The sequence below is a fragment of the Pseudoduganella dura genome, from assembly GCF_009727155.1.
In the GTDB taxonomy this organism is placed as follows: domain Bacteria; phylum Pseudomonadota; class Gammaproteobacteria; order Burkholderiales; family Burkholderiaceae_D; genus Rugamonas; species Rugamonas dura.
In genome coordinates this window covers 5,981,075-5,998,528 of the sequence record NZ_WNWM01000002.1, presented here as the reverse complement: position 1 = coordinate 5,998,528, position 17,454 = coordinate 5,981,075, and the positions used below count along the sequence as shown (strand labels likewise).

Below are 17,454 nucleotides of genomic sequence, written 5' to 3'. Positions count from 1 at the left end.
GATGAAGCCGCGACAAATGATGGACGTGTATTAATTGGCATCAATTATCGTTCAATTCGGCGCCAGGTTGATTAGGGCGTGCAGCGCGTCAATAGATATTTAGACACGGCACCAAACAAATCCGGGGAAGTACGCTGTGACCCTTTCGGATCGCATGATCGCATCAGTTCGTAAGCCTCGATTTGAGGATCGAATGTGCTAATGGTGTCGCTATCTGCCATCGTCGGCTCTTCAAGCATGCGCGCACCATTTGCCTTGAAGAAAGCGTACACCGCTGCCGCCTTGGAGCCAGGTTCCCATTTATCCAGGAGTATCAAGGTCTTCTTGCCGGCATCCCACTCGTAGATGCGATAGCCTGGCTGAAAGGCGCGGCGAACATGGCGATTGTACAGTGCGGTAATGACATAATTGGTCTTGGTTGTCATATCGTGAATAACCGACGGCTCTTCGCCAAAGGTGAAGCGCCACTGCTGATCGAAGGCTTTGCCGAAACTTAGCGCATCCGGCTTGTCCATGGGAATATCGGCACCAATGCGCGCCCAGCCAGTGGGACCGCCAATGTACAGCGTGTTGATCGTATCGCGATCGCCACCGGTGGAAATGGGCGAGAGCGCATTCAGGTACCAGTCGCAGATGCCATCGTTGTTCAGGTCGACGCGGTAGAAGCCATACCAGTTGCTCATATTCCGGCTGTCAGGTCGCTCCCAGCCGTTGCCGGATACGACACGCTCGTTGGCGGTAGCCTTGTGGACCCAGTCGAACGCATTTCTGCTCTTGTTCAGTTTGTAATATTTACCGGGAAGAACTGTGCTCGACGGCATACGGCACTCAGGGATACGCGTCGTTAATTGTGGGGACGCACTTACTGCCAAAGTCGAGATACTGGCCAGGAACACCGGCAATAATGCGTGGGTGCTTATCCTCATGCGGATTCTCATTTCAGTTTCAAAGGTTTAAATTCGAGGCCGCCTATCCCGACACCGTTCGTGCCAGGCTTGATAGTGGAAGGACCAAGGCTTTCAGTGCAGCGCAGCGATCGCCAATCGCCTTCGTCCGTGTAACCTGGATTTCCCAAGAACCTTTTCACATATTTGTTTTGGTCAGAGCTAGTTAATTGTTGATAGGTTCTATCCCATTTGCCGCCATTATGTGCACGCGCGACCATGGCGGCAAGGTATTCTTCAGATGCGTTCGGTCGGTATTGCAGCGCGGCCTCAAGGTTCTTACGCATCAATGCGTGGGTCATGATCGTAAATTTGTCGAAGTCTTTGAAAATCCCCATTAACAGGGACTTGACAGTTTCATCGTCCATAATGGCAGTGGTAACGATTCCCTGTAAGGCGTCTTTCGTTAAATCATCCCCGCCGACGATGATGGGTACAGTCTTCAGGCGAGCCATGTCGACATAGGCTTCTTTGTCTAGTCCCGTTTCATTTTTGAACTTGGTCTGCTCAGCTTGAGAAAGATTGGTCCAGGATTGGCCCGCAGCTGCGTAGTTCCCTGCAGCTGCAATTCTGCCGAACCATTCGACCACTTTTCTTCCCCTGGCATCGGCATCCTGGAGTGCCGTTTTCACCGGCGCGGTCAACCCCAACTGCGTCTTGACATCGGGGCTGAACAAGTTGTACGAAAGCAGTAACTCCTCTACGAGGGTGCTACCGATAAACTGGGAGCGACCGTAAGAGGGCGTATACACCGGCAGGTCGACCGTGGCAGGACCGAAGAGGAGTTGATTCCGAGCCTTGCATTCCGTCGCAGTGCAATAGTATCCAGCGCCCGGGCAACCGTGTGCGGAACAATTCCGGTTGATTTTCATAGTCTCGTTGACCTCCGCCGCCGCCTCGTACTTGGCAATACGGCGCAGCGTGATATCCGTCTTCGATCCTGCACCGCAGGGGATAATGCGCTGCTTGGTGGCTCCGTTCGCATCCGCCTTCGCGACATTGATATCGGCGTCTCCCGTACCGAACTTGATCGGCGGCAGAAGTGCCGACTTGTCAGGACATGCGCCTAACGCCTGCCCATCGGCAGGTATGTAGCTCGCAATCAGTTTGGTGGCGTCATCGTCGCTCATGGTCACGGTGAACTCGGGAAGTTCGATCAGTTTATCTCCGTACGATGAGATGAACTGAGCGGGAATGTTGCTGGCACCGTTCCATGTGGCGAATGACTTTCCTCCATCGAGAGGCTTGCCATCGATATCGACCAGCAGGCCAGTCTTGTTCTGGGCGTATTCATTGCGTTTTTTCCCCAATGCGTCCGTGCCGAAACCAGTCTTGATATCGTCAACGATGAACGCCCAACGCGCGTTGGCGTATCCCTGGGGGTTCGTACCCATCGAGTTGCCATTCGCCTTGGCCGTAATCGCAAAATACCGTATCCGCGCCGCACCATCCGGATCGAAGTAATCCTCCGGCTCGCCGCCCGCATAAGCATACAGATCCAGAAGCAGGTGGCCGGCCAGCTCGTTGACGGCATCCGCCACACCCTCTGGATCGGGGCTGATGAAGCGGCCGCTGCGGGCATCGAAATAGCGCGCGCCGTGGTAATCGAGCCCGCTGTCGGCATCGTGGTACTGGCCCACGTAGCGCAGCGGCTGGTGCACGCCGTCATCGCGGCGCGCTGGCGCATCCTGCCAGACGACCTTGCCGCCTTCGGACATCGTCAGCACCCTGCCCGCGCGGCTGGTGTGCAGATGGCGCGGCGCCGCCCCGAACAGGCGTGCCTGCAGGGTTTTCCACCAGCTGTCCGCGCGCAGGTCGATCTGCGCCACCGGGCGCCAGCCCAGGTGTACGTAGGCGAAGCTGGCCTTGCCCTGCGCGTCGGCCTCGGCAACCAGGCTGTGTTCCTCGTACACGCTCAGCGCCGCCTGCACAGCGCCCTGCGCATCGGTGACCAGCTTGACCACGCGGCGTCCGCGCGCGTCGTACACGTAGCGGCTACTGCCTTTCCCCCGCTGCGTCGCGCTCAACTGCCCGGCGGCGTTCCAGCGCAGCCGCTGCTCTCCCTGCGGCGTCGTCACGGACGACGGCAGGCCGGCGATGTCCGGCCCCTGGCCCGGGCCGGTCAACGGCGCATGGTCCTGGGCGGCATCGCCGCCGGTTTCCGCCGGCACGGCTGGCGTCGCGGGTTGCGTGCCGTCCGCCGTCCCGGCCTGCGCGGCCAGGTCATCGTCGGCCAGCGCCGTACCGGTATCGATCCGCTCGAAGCGGTCGACGCTGCCGTCGCCGTGCGCGATCTCGGTCGCATACGGGCCGGAGGCCAGCCGCTGCCAGGCGATACGGTCGATCAGCGGCTTGCGTCCGCCCAGCCAGGACGGCAGCATGCCCACCGTGGCGATCTTCGCCGGCAGGCCCTGCGCGTCGAGTGTGGTCGCCAGTTCCAGCGTGCGGCCGGTGTTGTCGGTCAGCGTCTTGCCCACCACCCGGCCGTGCGCATCGTAGCGCCAGGCCTGGCTGATCTCCACGGTTTGCGCCAGCGTGGCGGCCAGCGGACCGGCGGCGGCGATGCGCAGCGTTTCGCGCACGACCCTTCCCTGCGCGTCGCGTTCGGTGACGGTGGTGCGGGTGCCGTCGGCGTCGGCGATGGTTTCCTCGCCCACCCAAGCGCCGGCGTAGCGATAGGTCAGCACCTGTTCGGCCGTGCGCGCGCCGGGCGCGAAGCGCTCGATTCGCAGCAGGCGGCCGGCTGTATCCCGGGTGGCGCGCTGGCGGGCGCCGCGCGGGTCGGTGCTTTCCTCGATGCGGCCGGCCGCGTCGTACAGCGCGGTTTGCCAGCCCTGGCCGGGGTTGCGGATGGCGACCACGCGGCCGTCGTCGTCCACCAGGCGCTGCGCCTGCGCGTTGCGCGTGCTCAGCGCGAGAATATCGCCTTGCGCGGCGGTTCCCATCGGGCCCCACTGCGCCTGCAGCAGTTGCGCGCCGTTCGTGTCGCGCCAGGCGACGGGACGGCCGAACGGATCGGTCTCGATGCCCGCCGGCGCCGGCGCGCCCGGCTTGCGTTCGCCGGCGGCCGGCCGCATCGCGATGCGGCTGCCGTCCGGCAGCACCTGCTCGACCGGCCGCGCGGCTTCATCGTAGACAAAAGTGGTGGTCAGGCCGCCGGACTGCGTCACGCCGGTCAGATTGCCGAAGGCGTCGTAGGCGTAGCGCAGCGTGCGGGTCTGCTTGCCGCCCTGGCCCGCATCGCGGCGCACCGCTTCCACGCTGCTCGCTTCGGCCTGCCCGCGCCAGTTCAGGCGATTGATGGCAATCTGCTCGACATCGCCTCCGGCGCGGCGCATCGCCACGGCCCGCAGCGCGGCATCGCGCTCGCGCACTTCGGTGACGATGCCGCCGGGAGCGACGATGCGCTCGACATGGCGGCCGCCCGCGTCGTACTCGAAACGCGTGATGTCGGAGTCGGCCGGGCTGCCGGACTTGCCGTTGGGGAGCGGCCCGTCGACCTGCGCCAGCACGCTCCGGCCATTGATCGCGCGATAGTCGTAGCGCGTAGTGCGCGACAGCGCCACCGGCGCGCCCATGCCTTCCGGCCGCGGCGACCAGCCACTGACGCTCACGCTGGCCGGCTGCCCCCGGTCGTTGTAGACGATGCGCGTCACCGCTTCGCGGCCGGCGACCACGCTCGGGCGCGCAATCAGCGTCGGCCCGGCAACGCCGCCCGCGGCGTATTCGTACCGCACCTGCAACTGGGCCGGCTGCGGCTTGCCGTTGACGTAATCGATCCGGCTGACCCGCAGCGGACGGCCGTAGCGATCCAGCTCGGACTTCTGTATCTGCTGCGGCACGCCTTGCGCATCGAGCAGCGCCGTTTCCACCAGGCGGCCGTGCTCGTCGTAGCCGTAGCGCTGGTTGGGCGGCCCGCACAGCGCGCAGCCGGCGCCGCGCACTTCCAGCAGGCGATAATCGTCGGCCATCGTCGCATAGCGGTAGACGGTCCGCCCGCCCTCGGCGTTGGTCACGGTGGTGAGGCCGGGCCGGTCGTAGCGCACTGTCACCTTGTCGATATCGTTGGCGTGCGTCGACAGGATCGCCTTGCCGTCCGCCTGGTAGCCGTACGTGGCGTAGCGCCGCATGGCGGGCTTGCCATTGGTCGCGGCAGCCGCGATGCTGATGCCGGTCAGGAAGGACGGGTGGGCGGCATCCTCGTAGTGATACTGGCGGCCCCCGGTGCCGCCCGGGTAACGCACGCGCACCAGGTTGGCGATGCGCAGGCGCTGCGCGGCGCCGGCCGCGACGATCGCCCCTGCAGCCCCGGCCCCATCGCCATGCTCGTACTCGAAGCGGCCGACCGGGCTGTCGATGCCGCGCACGCCGCGGAACCGCGCACCGGCGGCCTCCCGGCGCTCCGGATACATCAGCCGCAGGCTGCGCCCCTGCGGGTCGGTTACCTTGACCAGCAAGCCCTTGGTGTCGTACAGCAGGCTGAGGATTTCGCCGGTGGCGGCCTTGATCTGTACCAGCTTGCCGCGGTGGTCGAAGCTCAGCTCGCGCCCGTCGGTCCAGCGCCACACATACTCGTCGCCGCCCTGCCGGGTGCGCCGCACGGCGATGCTGCCCCGGGCCGGATCCTCGGCCACGGCCCGCGCTGGGTTGACCAGGTCGCGGCTGAAGATCAGGCTGCTGCCATCGGCCTGAAACACCTGCAGCGTCCGGGCGCCGATTGCCAGCGTGGTCTCGTAGGACAGCTTCCAGCCCCGCCCGAGCAGTCCCGGCACCGCGCTGCTGCCGCTCTGGACGCTGTTGTAGTGGCGCACGATCTCCAGTCCCAGCACGCCCGGCAGCGCGGCCATGTCCTCTTCGCGCTGGTACTTGTTGCCGGTCATCACATTGATCGGATTGCCGACGCCGATCTGGACACTGGTCGCACCGGGATCCTGGCCGGTCGGCGCGTCGGCGCCGCACGTCGGACCACCGTCGCCGGGACAGGCGAGCGCCGCGCCCGTGGTGGCGGCCAGCATGGCGCCGGCCAAAACCAGCGCGATCAGATATCGAGGGATGACGTTCAAGTGCGCTCCTGTAAAACTCGTTGATGCGTTAAGCCGCAATTTCCCGCACACGCCGGAAATTCCTGCCGTCCGGATTCACCTGTTTGATTCGGCTATTTCTTTCCTTTGCAATAATCCTTGCACAGGAATTTTTAAATCGGGATAACCATCCAATTACCACGGCAAACATATATTTTCCCGAATGCGCGCATTTGCCATACCCGGATGCGATCGAGTTCCCACCTTTACAAAAATGGAATATGGACGCTGCAACAGTCCACCGCCGGCCAAAAGGCGGCATTGGTCCGGCAGTGAGCCAGAGCGCAGTTTATTCAGGGAAAATCTGTCAGAGTTGCCCGCGTATCGAACCCTGACGGTTCCGTTTCAGCCAGTTCGGCTGCTTAATCCGCAATCGCAACCAGTGGGCGAGGCATGTCTGGAAACAGGGCGGCGATGAAGTGCATGGTGATCCGAGTCATATTATTTAAAACCCCTCGTGCGCCGGATTCGGCGATGCGCCGGTCGAAGCCAGTCGCCATGCCGCATGGCGACGGGGCTTTGACAACCGCAATAAAATTATTGATAATAGGAAATTGCGACGCAAGCGATGTATTGTGAGGCGAAAAAATTTCGTGTAGATTTTACTACCGTTTTTTCGGGATAAAACTCACGAAATGTCACGAAAATGAATTTTCCTCGCAGCGGCCGAAGCGCCGTGCTGATTTGAATGCAGGATCGATCGCCGGCGTCGAGGCATTGACAACGTGCAATCCCTCCCTGCGGACATGCCAGCGCCCGTAAAACCATTGGCATTGACAGAAATATAATCAATGCTAGACTTGCCGCCTTTCGCCAGCGCGGCGCTACCGCGATTTCATTTCCGGCAGGTCCATGGGTTTCATCAAAAAACGTTCCAGGAATATCTCTTTTCTTGCCTGCCTGCTTGCCCTGCCGATCGCCGTGAATGCCGACGAAGGCGCGGTGCTGGCGTCGCTTCCCGCCCTGCTCCTCGAGCGGCACCAGCGCATCGCGATCGACGGCAACCTGGACGAGGCGCCGTGGCAGGCCGCGCCCGAGTTCGGCACCTTTCACCAGTTCCTGCCTGAAAACGGCAAGCCCGCCCCGGCCGGCCTGCGCACCGCGGTGCGCCTGCTGATCGACGGCGATGCGCTGATCTTCGGCATCCGCGCGTGGGACGACGCGCCCGGCAACCTGCGCGGTTCGCTGGCGCGCCGCGACAAGGTGGCCAACGACCAGGACTACATCGGCATCTGGCTCGACCCCACCGGCCACGGCCGCGCGGCGCAGTTCGTGCGCGTCAACACCCACGGCGTGCTGACCGACGGCATGTACCGCGCCGACGAGGACGAGGACGATCTCGGTCCCGACTTTCCCATCGACGCGGCCGTGCGCCGGCTGCCGGACGGCTACACGATGGAAATCCGCTGGCCGATGTCGAACCTGCGCTTTCCGTATGAGGACGGCAAGGCGTGGCGCCTGATGGTCGAGCGCAGCGTGCCCCATGCGGGCGGGCTGCGGCTGACCAGCACGCCGTTGAAGACCGGCTCGCTCAGCTACATCGATGCGCTGCAGGAGATCGGCGGCATGGGCGGCACCGTGCAGGCCGTGCGCGACCGCGCCTTCCTCGAACTGAAGCCGGAGCTGACCGTGCGCGCCAACCGCGACCGCGACGACGCCGGCCGCCGCCATGGCAACCAGGCCGGCGCCGGGCTGGAAATCAACGCCCGCCCCCGTGCCGACTGGGTGTTCAACGCCACGCTCAACCCCGATTTCTCGCAGGTGGAGATCGACGAGCCGATGCCCACCGGCGCCAGCCGCATCGCCCTGAGCCTGCCGGAAAAGCGCGGCTTCTTCCTGGAGAGCGCCGACGTGCTCGGCCTGCCCCTCTCGGCCTTCTACTCGCGCACGATCGCCAGCCCGCAATGGGGCCTGCGGGGCACCTGGCGCAATGCCCGCGCCGATGCCACCGCGATGAGCCTGCGCGACGAGGAAGGCGGCGTGGTGCAGCGTGGCAGCGTGTATGAAACGGCCGAACACGAACAGACCCGCCGCACGCTGGCCAGCCTGGCACGCGCCCGCTGGCACGCCGACGGCGCCCTGCTGGGGGCGTTCGTGTCCCGGCGCGACTACGGCGACGCCGGCAGCAACGCGGTCGCCGGGTTCGACGGCCAGTGGCGCACCGGCGGCGACCAGGCATCGTGGCTGCTGATGCACTCGCAGAACAGCGTCGCTTTCAGTGACGGCGGGCAGGATGTTCCCCCGGCCACCGTGCGCGTCCCCGTGCGCAGCGGCAGTTATGCGCAGGGCCGCTACGTGCACATCAGCGACCACTGGTGGAACGAGCTGAAACTCGAAGCGGTCGGCCCCGGCTTCGTCAACGACAACGGCTTCGTGCCGCAGACCGGCGTGGTGAAGACGGACATCAACCTCAATCGCCGGCTCGGCGAACGCACCGTGCCGACGGGCGCGGCGCCGCTGAAGCTGTACGAACTGGAGGCGCACCTGGGCCTGCACGAGATCCGCACGCTGTCCGACGCCGCGCTGGGCCAGCAAGCGAACCAGGTGGTCGAACGCAAGATCCAGCCGGGCATCTGGTTCCGCACGGGCCGGCAGACGGACCTGTGGGCCAACCTCGGTTTCGACCGGCAGCGCGCACGCCGCGACGGCAAGCTGCATGACACCCCTGCGCTGCACTTCGGCTTCGCCTCGTCGCCGCTGCCGTGGATGCCGGTGCTGAAGGCCGAGGTCACCCTCGGCAGGCAGCTCGATGCCGAGGCCGACCGGGTAGGCAGCGGCGGCAACGTGGTGATCGATGCCGGCTTGCGCTTTCCGCTCGACGTGCTGGCCGCCGGCTGGGCGATGGAATCGGACGTGCGCGTGAACCGCGCGTGGATCCAGGGTACGCTGGGCCGCCCCGCCTTCGCCGACAACGGCTGGCGCTGGCTAGGCATGCTGCACTTCACCGCCGCCGATTCGCTGCGCCTGCTGGCGCAGAACACGTCGTCGTCGCGGCGCGACGATGGCGTGTCCGGGCTGGCGCCATGGGCCGAACGGGGCTCGCACCGCTCGCTGCTGTACCGGCACCTGTGGCGGCATGGCCGCTCGCTGTCGGTCGGATATTCGCGCGACCGGGCCAGCGCGGCCCATACCGTCAACAAATCGCTGACGGTGAAAATGCAGTGGGAGGTCTGAAACGGCACCGATTCATTTCCTGGTAGAAATGAAACCTTTTCCTGTCCCGGCAGCGGCATAATGGCTGTGCCCATGAAAGTCGAAACCAAGCTCAAGCTGGCCGCCGCGTGCATCATCGCCGTGATGTCGGCGATCGCCCTGGTGCCCCACGTTCTCAACACCCGCGTTGCCGGCGTCATGAAGGCGCTCGATACCACGATCCTGCGGGAACGCGAGTACGGCCTGCTGCTCAACTACCTGAGCGACGCGGAGGCGGCGCAGCGCGGGTACGTGATCACCGGCCGCCAGGAGTTCCTCGAACCCTACCACGAAGCGCTCAGGGAACTGCCCGGGGTAAGGAAGACGCTCGGTACCAACCCGATATCGGCCGCCGAACGCCAGGCGCTGCGCGACATCATGCAGCTGACCGACGCCAAGGTGGCCTACATGAAGGAAGTGGTCCGCGTGCGCGCGGACCAGGGCGCCGAGGCCGCCCGCGCGCTGGTCGATTCCGGCCGCGGCAAGCGGTTCATGGATGCCTTGCGGGTGCGGATCGGCGAGCAGGAGACCGCGTACGCCGCCTATCGCGCGACACTGCGCGAGCGGCTCGACGCGCGTTCCAGCCTGGCCGCGAACGTTACCAGCATCGCCACCGGCATCGACATCGTCCTGCTGATCGCCGCGGCGCTGGCCGGCAGCAACGCGCTGGCGCAGCGCCGCAAGGCGGAGCAACGGGCCAACGACGTGTCGCGCCAGCTGCGCATCACGGCCGACATGGCCGAGCGGCGCAATGCCCAGCTGCAGCGCGGCGGCGAAATGCTGCATGCGCTCGAACTGGCCGAAACGCTGGAAGAAGGCGCGGAAATCGTGGCGCTGTATTTCGGCCAGCTGCTGCCCGACCTGTCGGGCTCGATGTACCTGTACCGGCACTCGCGCGACGTACTGGAACGCAAGGCCACATGGGGCGGCGCCAGCGATCCCGAATTCGTCGAGCCGCTCGACTGCTGGGCCCTGCGCAAGGGCACCCAGCATTTCACCGTCGGGGACGAGGGCACGCTGGCCTGCCGCCATGCGGTGCAGTCCGCCACCCGGCCGCCACCCTCGGCCGCTCCGCGCATCTGCCTGCCGCTGGTCACGCAGGGCAATGTGATCGGTTTCATCACCGCCGAGGGCATGGCGCTGGGCCATGACGACGGCGCTGCCGAGCGCACCTGGATCCTGCAGCTGGGCGAACAGGTGGCCCTGGCGCTGTCGAACGTGCAGCTGCGCGTGTCGCTGCGTCACCAGTCGGTGATCGATCCGCTGACCCAGCTCTACAACCGGCGCTACCTGGACGAGACGCTGAAACGGGAGCTCGCCCGCGCCACGCGGCGCGGCGCGCCGCTGGCCGTGATCATGCTCGACCTCGACCATTTCAAGCGCGTCAACGACACGTTCGGCCACGAAGCCGGCGACCTGCTGCTGCGTAACGTGGCGCACGTGCTGCAGGGGGCGGTGCGCGGCAGCGACGTGGCCTGCCGCTTCGGCGGCGAGGAAATGGTGGTGCTGCTGCCCGAATGCCCGCTGGACATCGCCACCGCACGCGCCGAACGGATGCGGCAGGAAATCCGCGCGCTCAAGCCGACCGTGAACAAGGACATGCTGGCCGTTTCGGCATCGTTCGGCGTGGCGGCGTACCCGCTGCATGGCGATACCCCCGAAGCGCTGCTGCAGGCGGCGGACCTGGCGATGTACGCCGCCAAGCGCGCCGGCCGCGACCGGGTCGAAGTGGCCGCGGCTGCGGTGGCCGCGGAGCCGGGCCGGGCCGGCGGCTGACGCACGCCGCGTGGCCGGCCGCGCGGCGGCATGTGCCGGATGTTCAGCCGCGCGCGGTGGTAAAGCGCAGCATGGCGTCGCCCAGCGCGGCGGTTTCCTGCTGCAGCTGGTCCGCTGCGCTGGCGGCGCCGGCCACCAGGCCGGCGCAATCCTCGGTCACGCGCCGCATCTGCGCCTGCACCGCGTGCACGGTGCCGATCTGCTCGGCCTGCGTGCGCGACGCATCGGCGATGCCGCCCATGATGCCGTGCACTTCGCCGATGCGTTCGACGATCTCGGCCATCGTGCGGCCGGCATCGCCGGCCAGGCGGTGCCCGGCGCCGATTTCCGCAACGGACGATTCGATCAGCGCCTTGATCTCGCGCGCCGCCGCGGCCGAGCGCTGGGCCAGCGTGCGCACTTCCGACGCCACCACGGCGAAGCCGCGCCCCTGCTCGCCGGCACGGGCCGCCTCCACGGCGGCGTTCAGGGCCAGGATATTGGTCTGGAACGCGATGGAATCGATGGCGCCGATGATGTCGACGATCTTTTCCGACGAGCCGTTGATCCGGTCCATCGTGCGCACCATTTCCGTGACGACCGTGCCGCCGCGCTGCGCCACCGCCGCCGCCGAGGCGGCCAGTTCGTTGGCGCCGTCGGCCTTGTCGCGGTTCGTGTCGACGGTGGCCGTCAGCGCGTCCATCGCCTGTGCCGTCAGCCGCAGCGCGTCCGCCTGCTCGCCGACGCGGCTCACGGCGGCGCGATTGGCGGCGCCGATCTCGTCCGTGGCGGCCGTCATGCGCTCCACGCCGTCCGTCACGGCGACGATCCCGGCATGCAGCGTGCGCATGCCGGCGTCCAGTGCCTGGCCGGACTGGCTGACCGCCTGCGCACCGCCGCCGCGCAGGTCCAGCGTGCCGGCCGGGCCTTCGGTAAACCGGGCCACGATTCCCGTGAGTTCGGCGGCGCGCATCGCATCGCGCTGCAGCCGCACGGACAGGAAGCACAGCACCGCGGCCTCGGCGACCACGTAGCCGGCATGCACGAATACCCGCGACCACGAAGGTTCGGTCAGGCAGATGGCGCCATAGCCCATCTGCTGCAGCAGGTTGAACGAGGCGTGGTGGATGGCGATGACGGCCGCGGCGGCGATGATCACCGTCCAGTCGCGATAGCACAGCAGGAATGCCAGCAGCACGAAGATGCCGAAGTGGAATTCCGTCTCGCCGGCCATCTGGTGGATGTGCAGCGCGGCGAACCCCATCGTGATCACGCCGATCAGCATGCGCGTCGGCCTGGTGCCGGGCGCCACGGCCACGAGCGCCGTGGCCAGCAGCGCGGCCGGCAAGCCGGCCGCCAGCGCGATGCCGAAGGTGCCGCGGCTGCCGGCCAGCGCCAGCGCGAGCGCCATCAGCGCCCAGACGATGCCGAGCATCAGCCGGTCGGCCGCCACATGGGTATTGTTGAGGGAATGATCGTGGGCCATCATGCTGCCTTCCGTATTGCAGGGTTCCGGGAAGGCGGGGTTGCGGCCTGGAGGTGTCGGGCCGCACCGCGTGGCTTCGGCGGTGACGGCCTTTACGATGATAGCATCGCCCAATAAAATTCCATGCGACAACTTTTGAAAGCGTGGCGTGCACGCATCAGGTGCACAAGCCGCAGGCGAACGCGGCCGTGAGCACCCTGCTGCGTATAATCCGCCCACGCCGGAATGGCTTGCAAGCGCATTGTCCTTCCATCCACCACACCCGATGCCACGCCCCGATGCCGCGCTTTTCCTTTCGACAACACACGATGGCCATCCAGCACCGCCCCGTTCACCTCCCCGGAATCGCCTGACCATGCGCTGGCCACACGGTGCCGCAACCGCCGCACGCGGCGCGATCAAGGCAGTCGCGACCCTGGCGGCCGTGCTGGCCACGGCCTGGGGTGCGCTGGCGCTGTGGTACCAGTTGCCGCGCTGGCCCGCGGCCGCAGCGGCGGGCGCATGGTGTGTCATCGGCATCGCGGCGGCGGTGGCGCCCTGGCGCAAGGCCGGCACCGCTCATGGCAAGGGTGTCGCCCTCGCCTGCGCCGTGGCCGCCATGCTGATGTTCGCATGGTGGCGGTCGATCGTGCCATCGCACGAACGCGCCTGGGCCGACGACGTGGCGCGCCTGCTCGCATCGGAAGTCGACGGCGACCGCGTCACGCTGCACAATGTGCGCAATTTCGACTGGCAGAGCGAAACGCGCTACACGCCGCGCTGGGAGACCCGGCAGTACGACCTGGGCCAGCTGGAATCGGCCGACCTGATCCTTTCCTACTGGATGGGGCCGCACATCGCGCACACGCTGGTGTCCTTCGGTTTCGCCGATGGCCGCAAGCTGGTGTTCTCGCTGGAGATCCGCAAGGAACGGCACGAGGCCTTTTCCGCGCTGGGCGGATTCTTCCGCAAGTTCGAGGAAGTGCTGATCGCGGCGGACGAACACGACATCGTCCGCACGCGCAGCAACGCGCGCGGCGAGCAGGTCTACCTGTACCGGCTGCGTGCCACGCACGCGCAATTGCGCGCCGTGTTCCTGGCCTACTTGCGGCAGGCGGCGCAACTGCACGACGAGCCGACCTTCTACAACACGCTGACCAGCAACTGCACCACCGTCATCTTCGACCTGGCCCGCCAGATCGCGCCCGGCCTGCCGCTCGACTGGCGGCTGCTCGCTTCCGGCCATTTCGCGGAGTATGCCCACGACCAGGGCGCGCTGACGGCGGGGTACACGTATGCGGTGCTGCGGCAACGGGGCTACATCAATCCACGCGCGCTGAAGACGGATGCCGGCGACGCGGCCGGTTTTTCGCGCGCCATCCGGGTGGGCATCCCCGGGGTGCCGGCCGGCGAGACGCAGCCACTCGGTGCCGGGCGTGCTTCAACGTCCGCCGGGGAAAGCCGCGCACCGGTCACCCGGTAACGGGCGACGGATCATTCGTTGTTTCGCCACGCGTGCTAACGGGCGAACCGGCGATTCGCGCGTGCGGCCGCTCCGCTTGCGCCGGGCTACAATGCTTTCATGTTGCGTTTGCTTTCAGCCCTCCTGCTGGCCGCCGCCTGTGCCGGCGCCGTTGCCGCGCCGCTCCGCGTCGGAGGCTTTGTCGTGACCCCGCTGATCGTCGGCGAGCCGGGCAAGCCGCTGCGCGGCGCCCTGCGCGATTTTCTCGAACGGGACGTGGTGCCGGCCGGCGTACCGCTGCAGTGGATGCCGCCCACGACGGTTCCCGATTCACTTGAAAGCCTGCAGGACGGTTCGCTCGATGTGCTGCTGATCGCCACCGGCGAAGCCGGGCGCCTGCCCGGCACCGCCGCGTTCGACTGGACTTACCTGCACACCCGGCCGCACCTGGCGGTGCGGAGCGATTCGCCGCTGCAGGCCGTGCAGTCGCTGGACCAGCTGGCCGGCCTGGACATCGGCTGGCTCGCCGGCCCCACCCTGTCGCCCGGGCTGATGAAGTCGGGCGCGCGCTGGCACCTGGTGAAGGTTCCCGACTGGCAGGCCGAAAACCTGCGCCGGCTGCAGGCCGGCACGATCGACGCCGCCTATTTCGAGAACGAGTACTCGCCGCGTTATCTCGCGCTCTCCGCCAGCATTCCGGTGCGCCTGATCCGCCTGCCGATGCCGCCGCGCGCCGTGTTCATGATCTATTCGCTCAAGGCCGACAAGGCCGCCGTCGCCCGCTTCGACCGCGTGGCGAAGGCCGCGTTTGCCGGGCGCCGTTTTCGCGATTTCCTGGAACGGTATGCCGCGGGCGGACCGGGCCGGCCCCGCTGAGCGCGGCACGGCCCCTTTCGCCGCGCCCGGCCGGCGCTGCAGGGATCAGGCGGCGAACAGGTGCTTGCGCGCTTCCTGGCTGATCGCGATCGTCGCCGGATGGCTCAGGCGGCGCTCGGTGGTGATCGCATACACCTGGTCCATCACGTCGCTGGCTTCGCCGAATGCCTCGACCTCGTACTGCCTGCAGATATGGTCGGCAAGCACCGCGGGCGCGAAGAACAGGCCCACGCCGGCCTGCCCGAACGCCTTCATCATCGCGCTGTCATCGAATTCGCCGACGATTCGGGGCCGCACGCCGTGGTCTTCCAGCCACTTGAGTACACGCGGCCGCGAGGCGTAATCCTCGCCCGGCAGCAGCATCGGCATCTTGTCGAGGCACTGCGGGAACGGGCCTTTCAGCCGCGACCGGAAGGCCGGCGCGCCGAACACCTTCAGCGCGCTTTCGCCGAGCAGGTGGTTGTAGCCCCGCACGCTCAGGTGCGGCGGCATGGGGCGGTCCGCGATGATCAGGTCCAGCCGGTGCACCGCGAGCTCGCCCAGCAGCGTGGCAAGCCGCCCTTCCCGGCACACCAGGCGCACCGGCTGCGGCAAGGTTAGCGCCGGGGTGATCACCTGGCTGGCGACCAGCTTGGACACCGAGTCGGCGCAGCCGACCAGGAACCGGGTGGCATGCGCCGATTCGTCGTGCAACGCTTCGAGCAGTTCGTCGCCGGTGCGGAAGATGGTGTCGGCATAGGTCAGCACGCGCGAGCCGGCTTCGGTCAATTCGAGCGTGCGCCCGGATTTGCGGAACAGTTCCACGCCGAGCGATTCGCCGAATTCGCTCAGCTGCCCGGAAATCGATTGCGGCGTGAGGTGCAGCTGCTCGGCCGCGCGGGCGATCGTGCCGGTGCGCGCCACCATCCAGAAGTAGCGCAGGTGCTTGTAGTTCAGGCTCATCGTTATTCGCTCGTCGAGGTCGGGTTCGGATTCGGGTTCGCAGCGCGGTTCGGCTGCCGGAGACCGGATATCCAGGCCCGGCGTTCCGACGCCGGACTCGGCTTTTTGGTTAACTTCCCTGCAACACATCGATTTTTTCGATGTATTTTGCAAGTATATTCGATTTGTCTATTGAATCGTGCACCGCTATCCTGCCCGTATTGATAATTGATAAGGGTGGTCGACATGACTGGAATCGAGAATATTGCCACACCCGGTATGTGGGCCGGCTTCGTGGCGTTCGTGCTGGTGATGCTGGCGCTGGACCTGTTCGTCTTCGGCGGCAACAAGGCGCACAAGGTGAGCGTGCGCGAGGCCGCCACGTGGTCGGGCGTGTGGGTAACGCTGGCGCTGCTGTTCAATGCCGGGCTGTGGTGGCACCTGAAGGGCACCGTCGGCCCCGAGATCGCCGACCAGAAGGCGCTCGAATTCCTGTCGGGATACCTGATCGAGAAGGCGCTGTCGGTCGACAACGTGTTCGTCTTCCTGCTGATCTTCGCCGCGTTCCAGGTGCCGCCGCAGTACCAGCGCCGCGTGCTGATCTACGGCGTGCTCGGTGCCATCGTGATGCGTGCCGTGATGATCCTGGCGGGCGCCTGGGTGGTGAAGGAGTTCAGCTGGGTGCTGTACCTGTTCGGCGCGTTCCTGCTGTACACCGGTATCCGCATGCTGATGATGTCCGAGCAGGAGCCGGACGTGACGAAAAACCCGGTGCTGCGCTTTGCCCGCCGCCACCTGCGCGTGGCTGACGACGAGCACGGCGAGAAGTTCACGGTCAGGAAGAACGGCCTGCTGTACGTGACGCCGCTGTTCCTGGTGCTGGTGCTGATCGAGGTGACCGACCTGGTGTTCGCGGTGGACTCGATCCCGGCGATCTTCGCGATCACGACCGACCCGTTCATCGTGTTCACGTCGAACCTGTTCGCGATCCTGGGCCTGCGTGCGCTGTATTTCCTGCTGGCCGACATTGCCGACCGCTTCCACATGCTCAAGTACGGCCTGGCGATGGTGCTGGCGTTCATCGGCAGCAAGATGCTGATCATGCCTTGGTACCACATCCCGGTGCAAGCGTCGCTGGCCATCGTGGCGGTGCTGATCGGTGCCAGCGTGGTGGCCAGCCTGCTGCTGCCGCCGAAGACGGAAAAGTAAGCAACCGAAGGGGGCAAGGAGCAATGCGGCAGGCCTTCGGGCCTGCCGAGCCGGACAAGATGAAGCCATGAACGGCGGCTGTGCCGTTCAATAGAAACCATTCAAAGGAATCAGTCATGCGTAAATATGAACCGAACAGTCCCCGGGCCCGCGCCCGCCTGCTGGCCCTGTCGATGGTGGTCGACGGCCACGTCGACGCCGCCGAACTGAAGGTGCTGGACGATGCTCCCGTGCTGCACGGCCTGCAGCTGGACGTCCCGCTGTTCCGCGACGTGCTCGACGAACTGTGCAGCGACATGCTGCGCACCGCGGTGCGCGACGGCGCGGTGGAAATCGGCACCCCGCTGCTGGACAGCCTGCTGGCGGACATCACCGACCCCGAGCTGCAGGGCAGGATGCTGGGCGCGATGTGGAAGATCGTCCACGCCGACGAGCAGCTGGCCGACGCCGAAAGCATCCTGCTCGCGCGTGCCTGCAGACTGTGGTGGCCGGACTATCCGAAGTCGGACCTGCCCGCCGCGCTGGCGGCGTGACGAAGTGCCGCAGCGC

At 66.2% G+C, this 17,454-nt stretch carries 10 protein-coding genes; 6 read left to right on the top strand and 4 right to left on the bottom strand.

The window, feature by feature from the left end; all coding sequences use genetic code 11:
* Positions 1 to 71 precede the first annotated feature (71 nt).
* Together GJV26_RS26120 and GJV26_RS26115 are read right to left on the bottom strand one after the other, a co-directional pair.
* On the bottom strand, positions 72 to 938 hold the full coding sequence (locus tag GJV26_RS26120) for a hypothetical protein (protein WP_155711537.1): 867 nt from the start codon (positions 936 to 938) through the stop codon (positions 72 to 74).
* The gene (locus GJV26_RS26115) at positions 935 to 6,007 is read right to left on the bottom strand and encodes a DUF6531 domain-containing protein (protein WP_155711536.1); all 5,073 of its coding nucleotides are present in this window, start codon (positions 6,005 to 6,007) and stop codon (positions 935 to 937) included. Before GJV26_RS26115 ends, GJV26_RS26120 begins: the two co-directional genes overlap by 4 nt.
* Positions 6,008 to 6,877: 870 nt before the next feature.
* Here GJV26_RS26115 and GJV26_RS26110 point away from each other — a divergent pair.
* Both GJV26_RS26110 and GJV26_RS26105 read left to right on the top strand, forming a co-directional pair.
* Entirely contained in the window at positions 6,878 to 9,199 is a 2,322-nt protein-coding gene (locus GJV26_RS26110; RefSeq protein WP_189441888.1) for a DOMON domain-containing protein, read from the top strand.
* 72 nt (positions 9,200 to 9,271) lie between these two features.
* A complete protein-coding gene (locus GJV26_RS26105; RefSeq protein ID WP_173346278.1) occupies positions 9,272 to 10,993 on the top strand; it encodes a diguanylate cyclase in 1,722 nt (573 codons plus the stop codon).
* A 43-nt stretch (positions 10,994 to 11,036) separates the two neighbouring features.
* Here GJV26_RS26105 and GJV26_RS26100 read toward each other — a convergent pair whose 3' ends face one another.
* A complete protein-coding gene (locus GJV26_RS26100) occupies positions 11,037 to 12,461 on the bottom strand; it encodes a methyl-accepting chemotaxis protein (RefSeq protein ID WP_155711534.1) in 1,425 nt (474 codons plus the stop codon).
* Positions 12,462 to 12,813: 352 nt separating this feature from the next.
* Here GJV26_RS26100 and GJV26_RS26095 point away from each other — a divergent pair, with 352 nt between their 5' ends.
* On the top strand, positions 12,814 to 13,920 hold the full coding sequence (locus tag GJV26_RS26095; RefSeq protein ID WP_155711533.1) for an Lnb N-terminal periplasmic domain-containing protein: 1,107 nt from the start codon (positions 12,814 to 12,816) through the stop codon (positions 13,918 to 13,920).
* 99 nt (positions 13,921 to 14,019) lie between these two features.
* The gene (locus tag GJV26_RS26090) at positions 14,020 to 14,775 is read left to right on the top strand and encodes a substrate-binding periplasmic protein (protein ID WP_155711532.1); all 756 of its coding nucleotides are present in this window, start codon (positions 14,020 to 14,022) and stop codon (positions 14,773 to 14,775) included.
* A gap of 45 nt (positions 14,776 to 14,820) precedes the next feature.
* On the opposite strand, the gene nhaR is transcribed toward GJV26_RS26090, so the two are convergent.
* Positions 14,821 to 15,717 (bottom strand): transcriptional activator NhaR, encoded by an 897-nt coding sequence (gene nhaR, locus GJV26_RS26085; protein ID WP_155711531.1) that lies wholly within the window; start codon positions 15,715 to 15,717, stop codon positions 14,821 to 14,823.
* Between the two features lie 225 nt (positions 15,718 to 15,942).
* Here nhaR and GJV26_RS26080 point away from each other — a divergent pair, with 225 nt between their 5' ends.
* Positions 15,943 to 16,905: a TerC family protein gene (locus GJV26_RS26080; protein WP_155711530.1), complete on the top strand. Its 963-nt coding sequence runs from the start codon at positions 15,943 to 15,945 to the stop codon at positions 16,903 to 16,905.
* 116 nt (positions 16,906 to 17,021) lie between these two features.
* Positions 17,022 to 17,438: a tellurite resistance TerB family protein gene (locus GJV26_RS26075; protein ID WP_155711529.1), complete on the top strand. Its 417-nt coding sequence runs from the start codon at positions 17,022 to 17,024 to the stop codon at positions 17,436 to 17,438.
* The last annotated feature ends 16 nt before the right edge of the window (positions 17,439 to 17,454 follow it).

Excerpts from the sequence above, each read along its gene's own strand:
- GJV26_RS26075 (WP_155711529.1), top strand. The coding sequence starts at position 17,022 with ATGCGTAAATATGAACCGAACAGTCCCCGGGCCCGCGCCCGCCTGCTG.
- GJV26_RS26120 (WP_155711537.1), bottom strand. The coding sequence starts at position 938 with ATGAGAATCCGCATGAGGATAAGCACCCACGCATTATTGCCGGTGTTC.
- GJV26_RS26080 (WP_155711530.1), top strand. The coding sequence starts at position 15,943 with ATGACTGGAATCGAGAATATTGCCACACCCGGTATGTGGGCCGGCTTC.
- nhaR (WP_155711531.1), bottom strand. The coding sequence starts at position 15,717 with ATGAGCCTGAACTACAAGCACCTGCGCTACTTCTGGATGGTGGCGCGC.
- GJV26_RS26100 (WP_155711534.1), bottom strand. The coding sequence starts at position 12,461 with ATGATGGCCCACGATCATTCCCTCAACAATACCCATGTGGCGGCCGAC.
- GJV26_RS26105 (WP_173346278.1), top strand. The coding sequence starts at position 9,272 with ATGAAAGTCGAAACCAAGCTCAAGCTGGCCGCCGCGTGCATCATCGCC.
- GJV26_RS26090 (WP_155711532.1), top strand. The coding sequence starts at position 14,020 with ATGTTGCGTTTGCTTTCAGCCCTCCTGCTGGCCGCCGCCTGTGCCGGC.
- GJV26_RS26110 (WP_189441888.1), top strand. The coding sequence starts at position 6,878 with ATGGGTTTCATCAAAAAACGTTCCAGGAATATCTCTTTTCTTGCCTGC.
- GJV26_RS26095 (WP_155711533.1), top strand. The coding sequence starts at position 12,814 with ATGCGCTGGCCACACGGTGCCGCAACCGCCGCACGCGGCGCGATCAAG.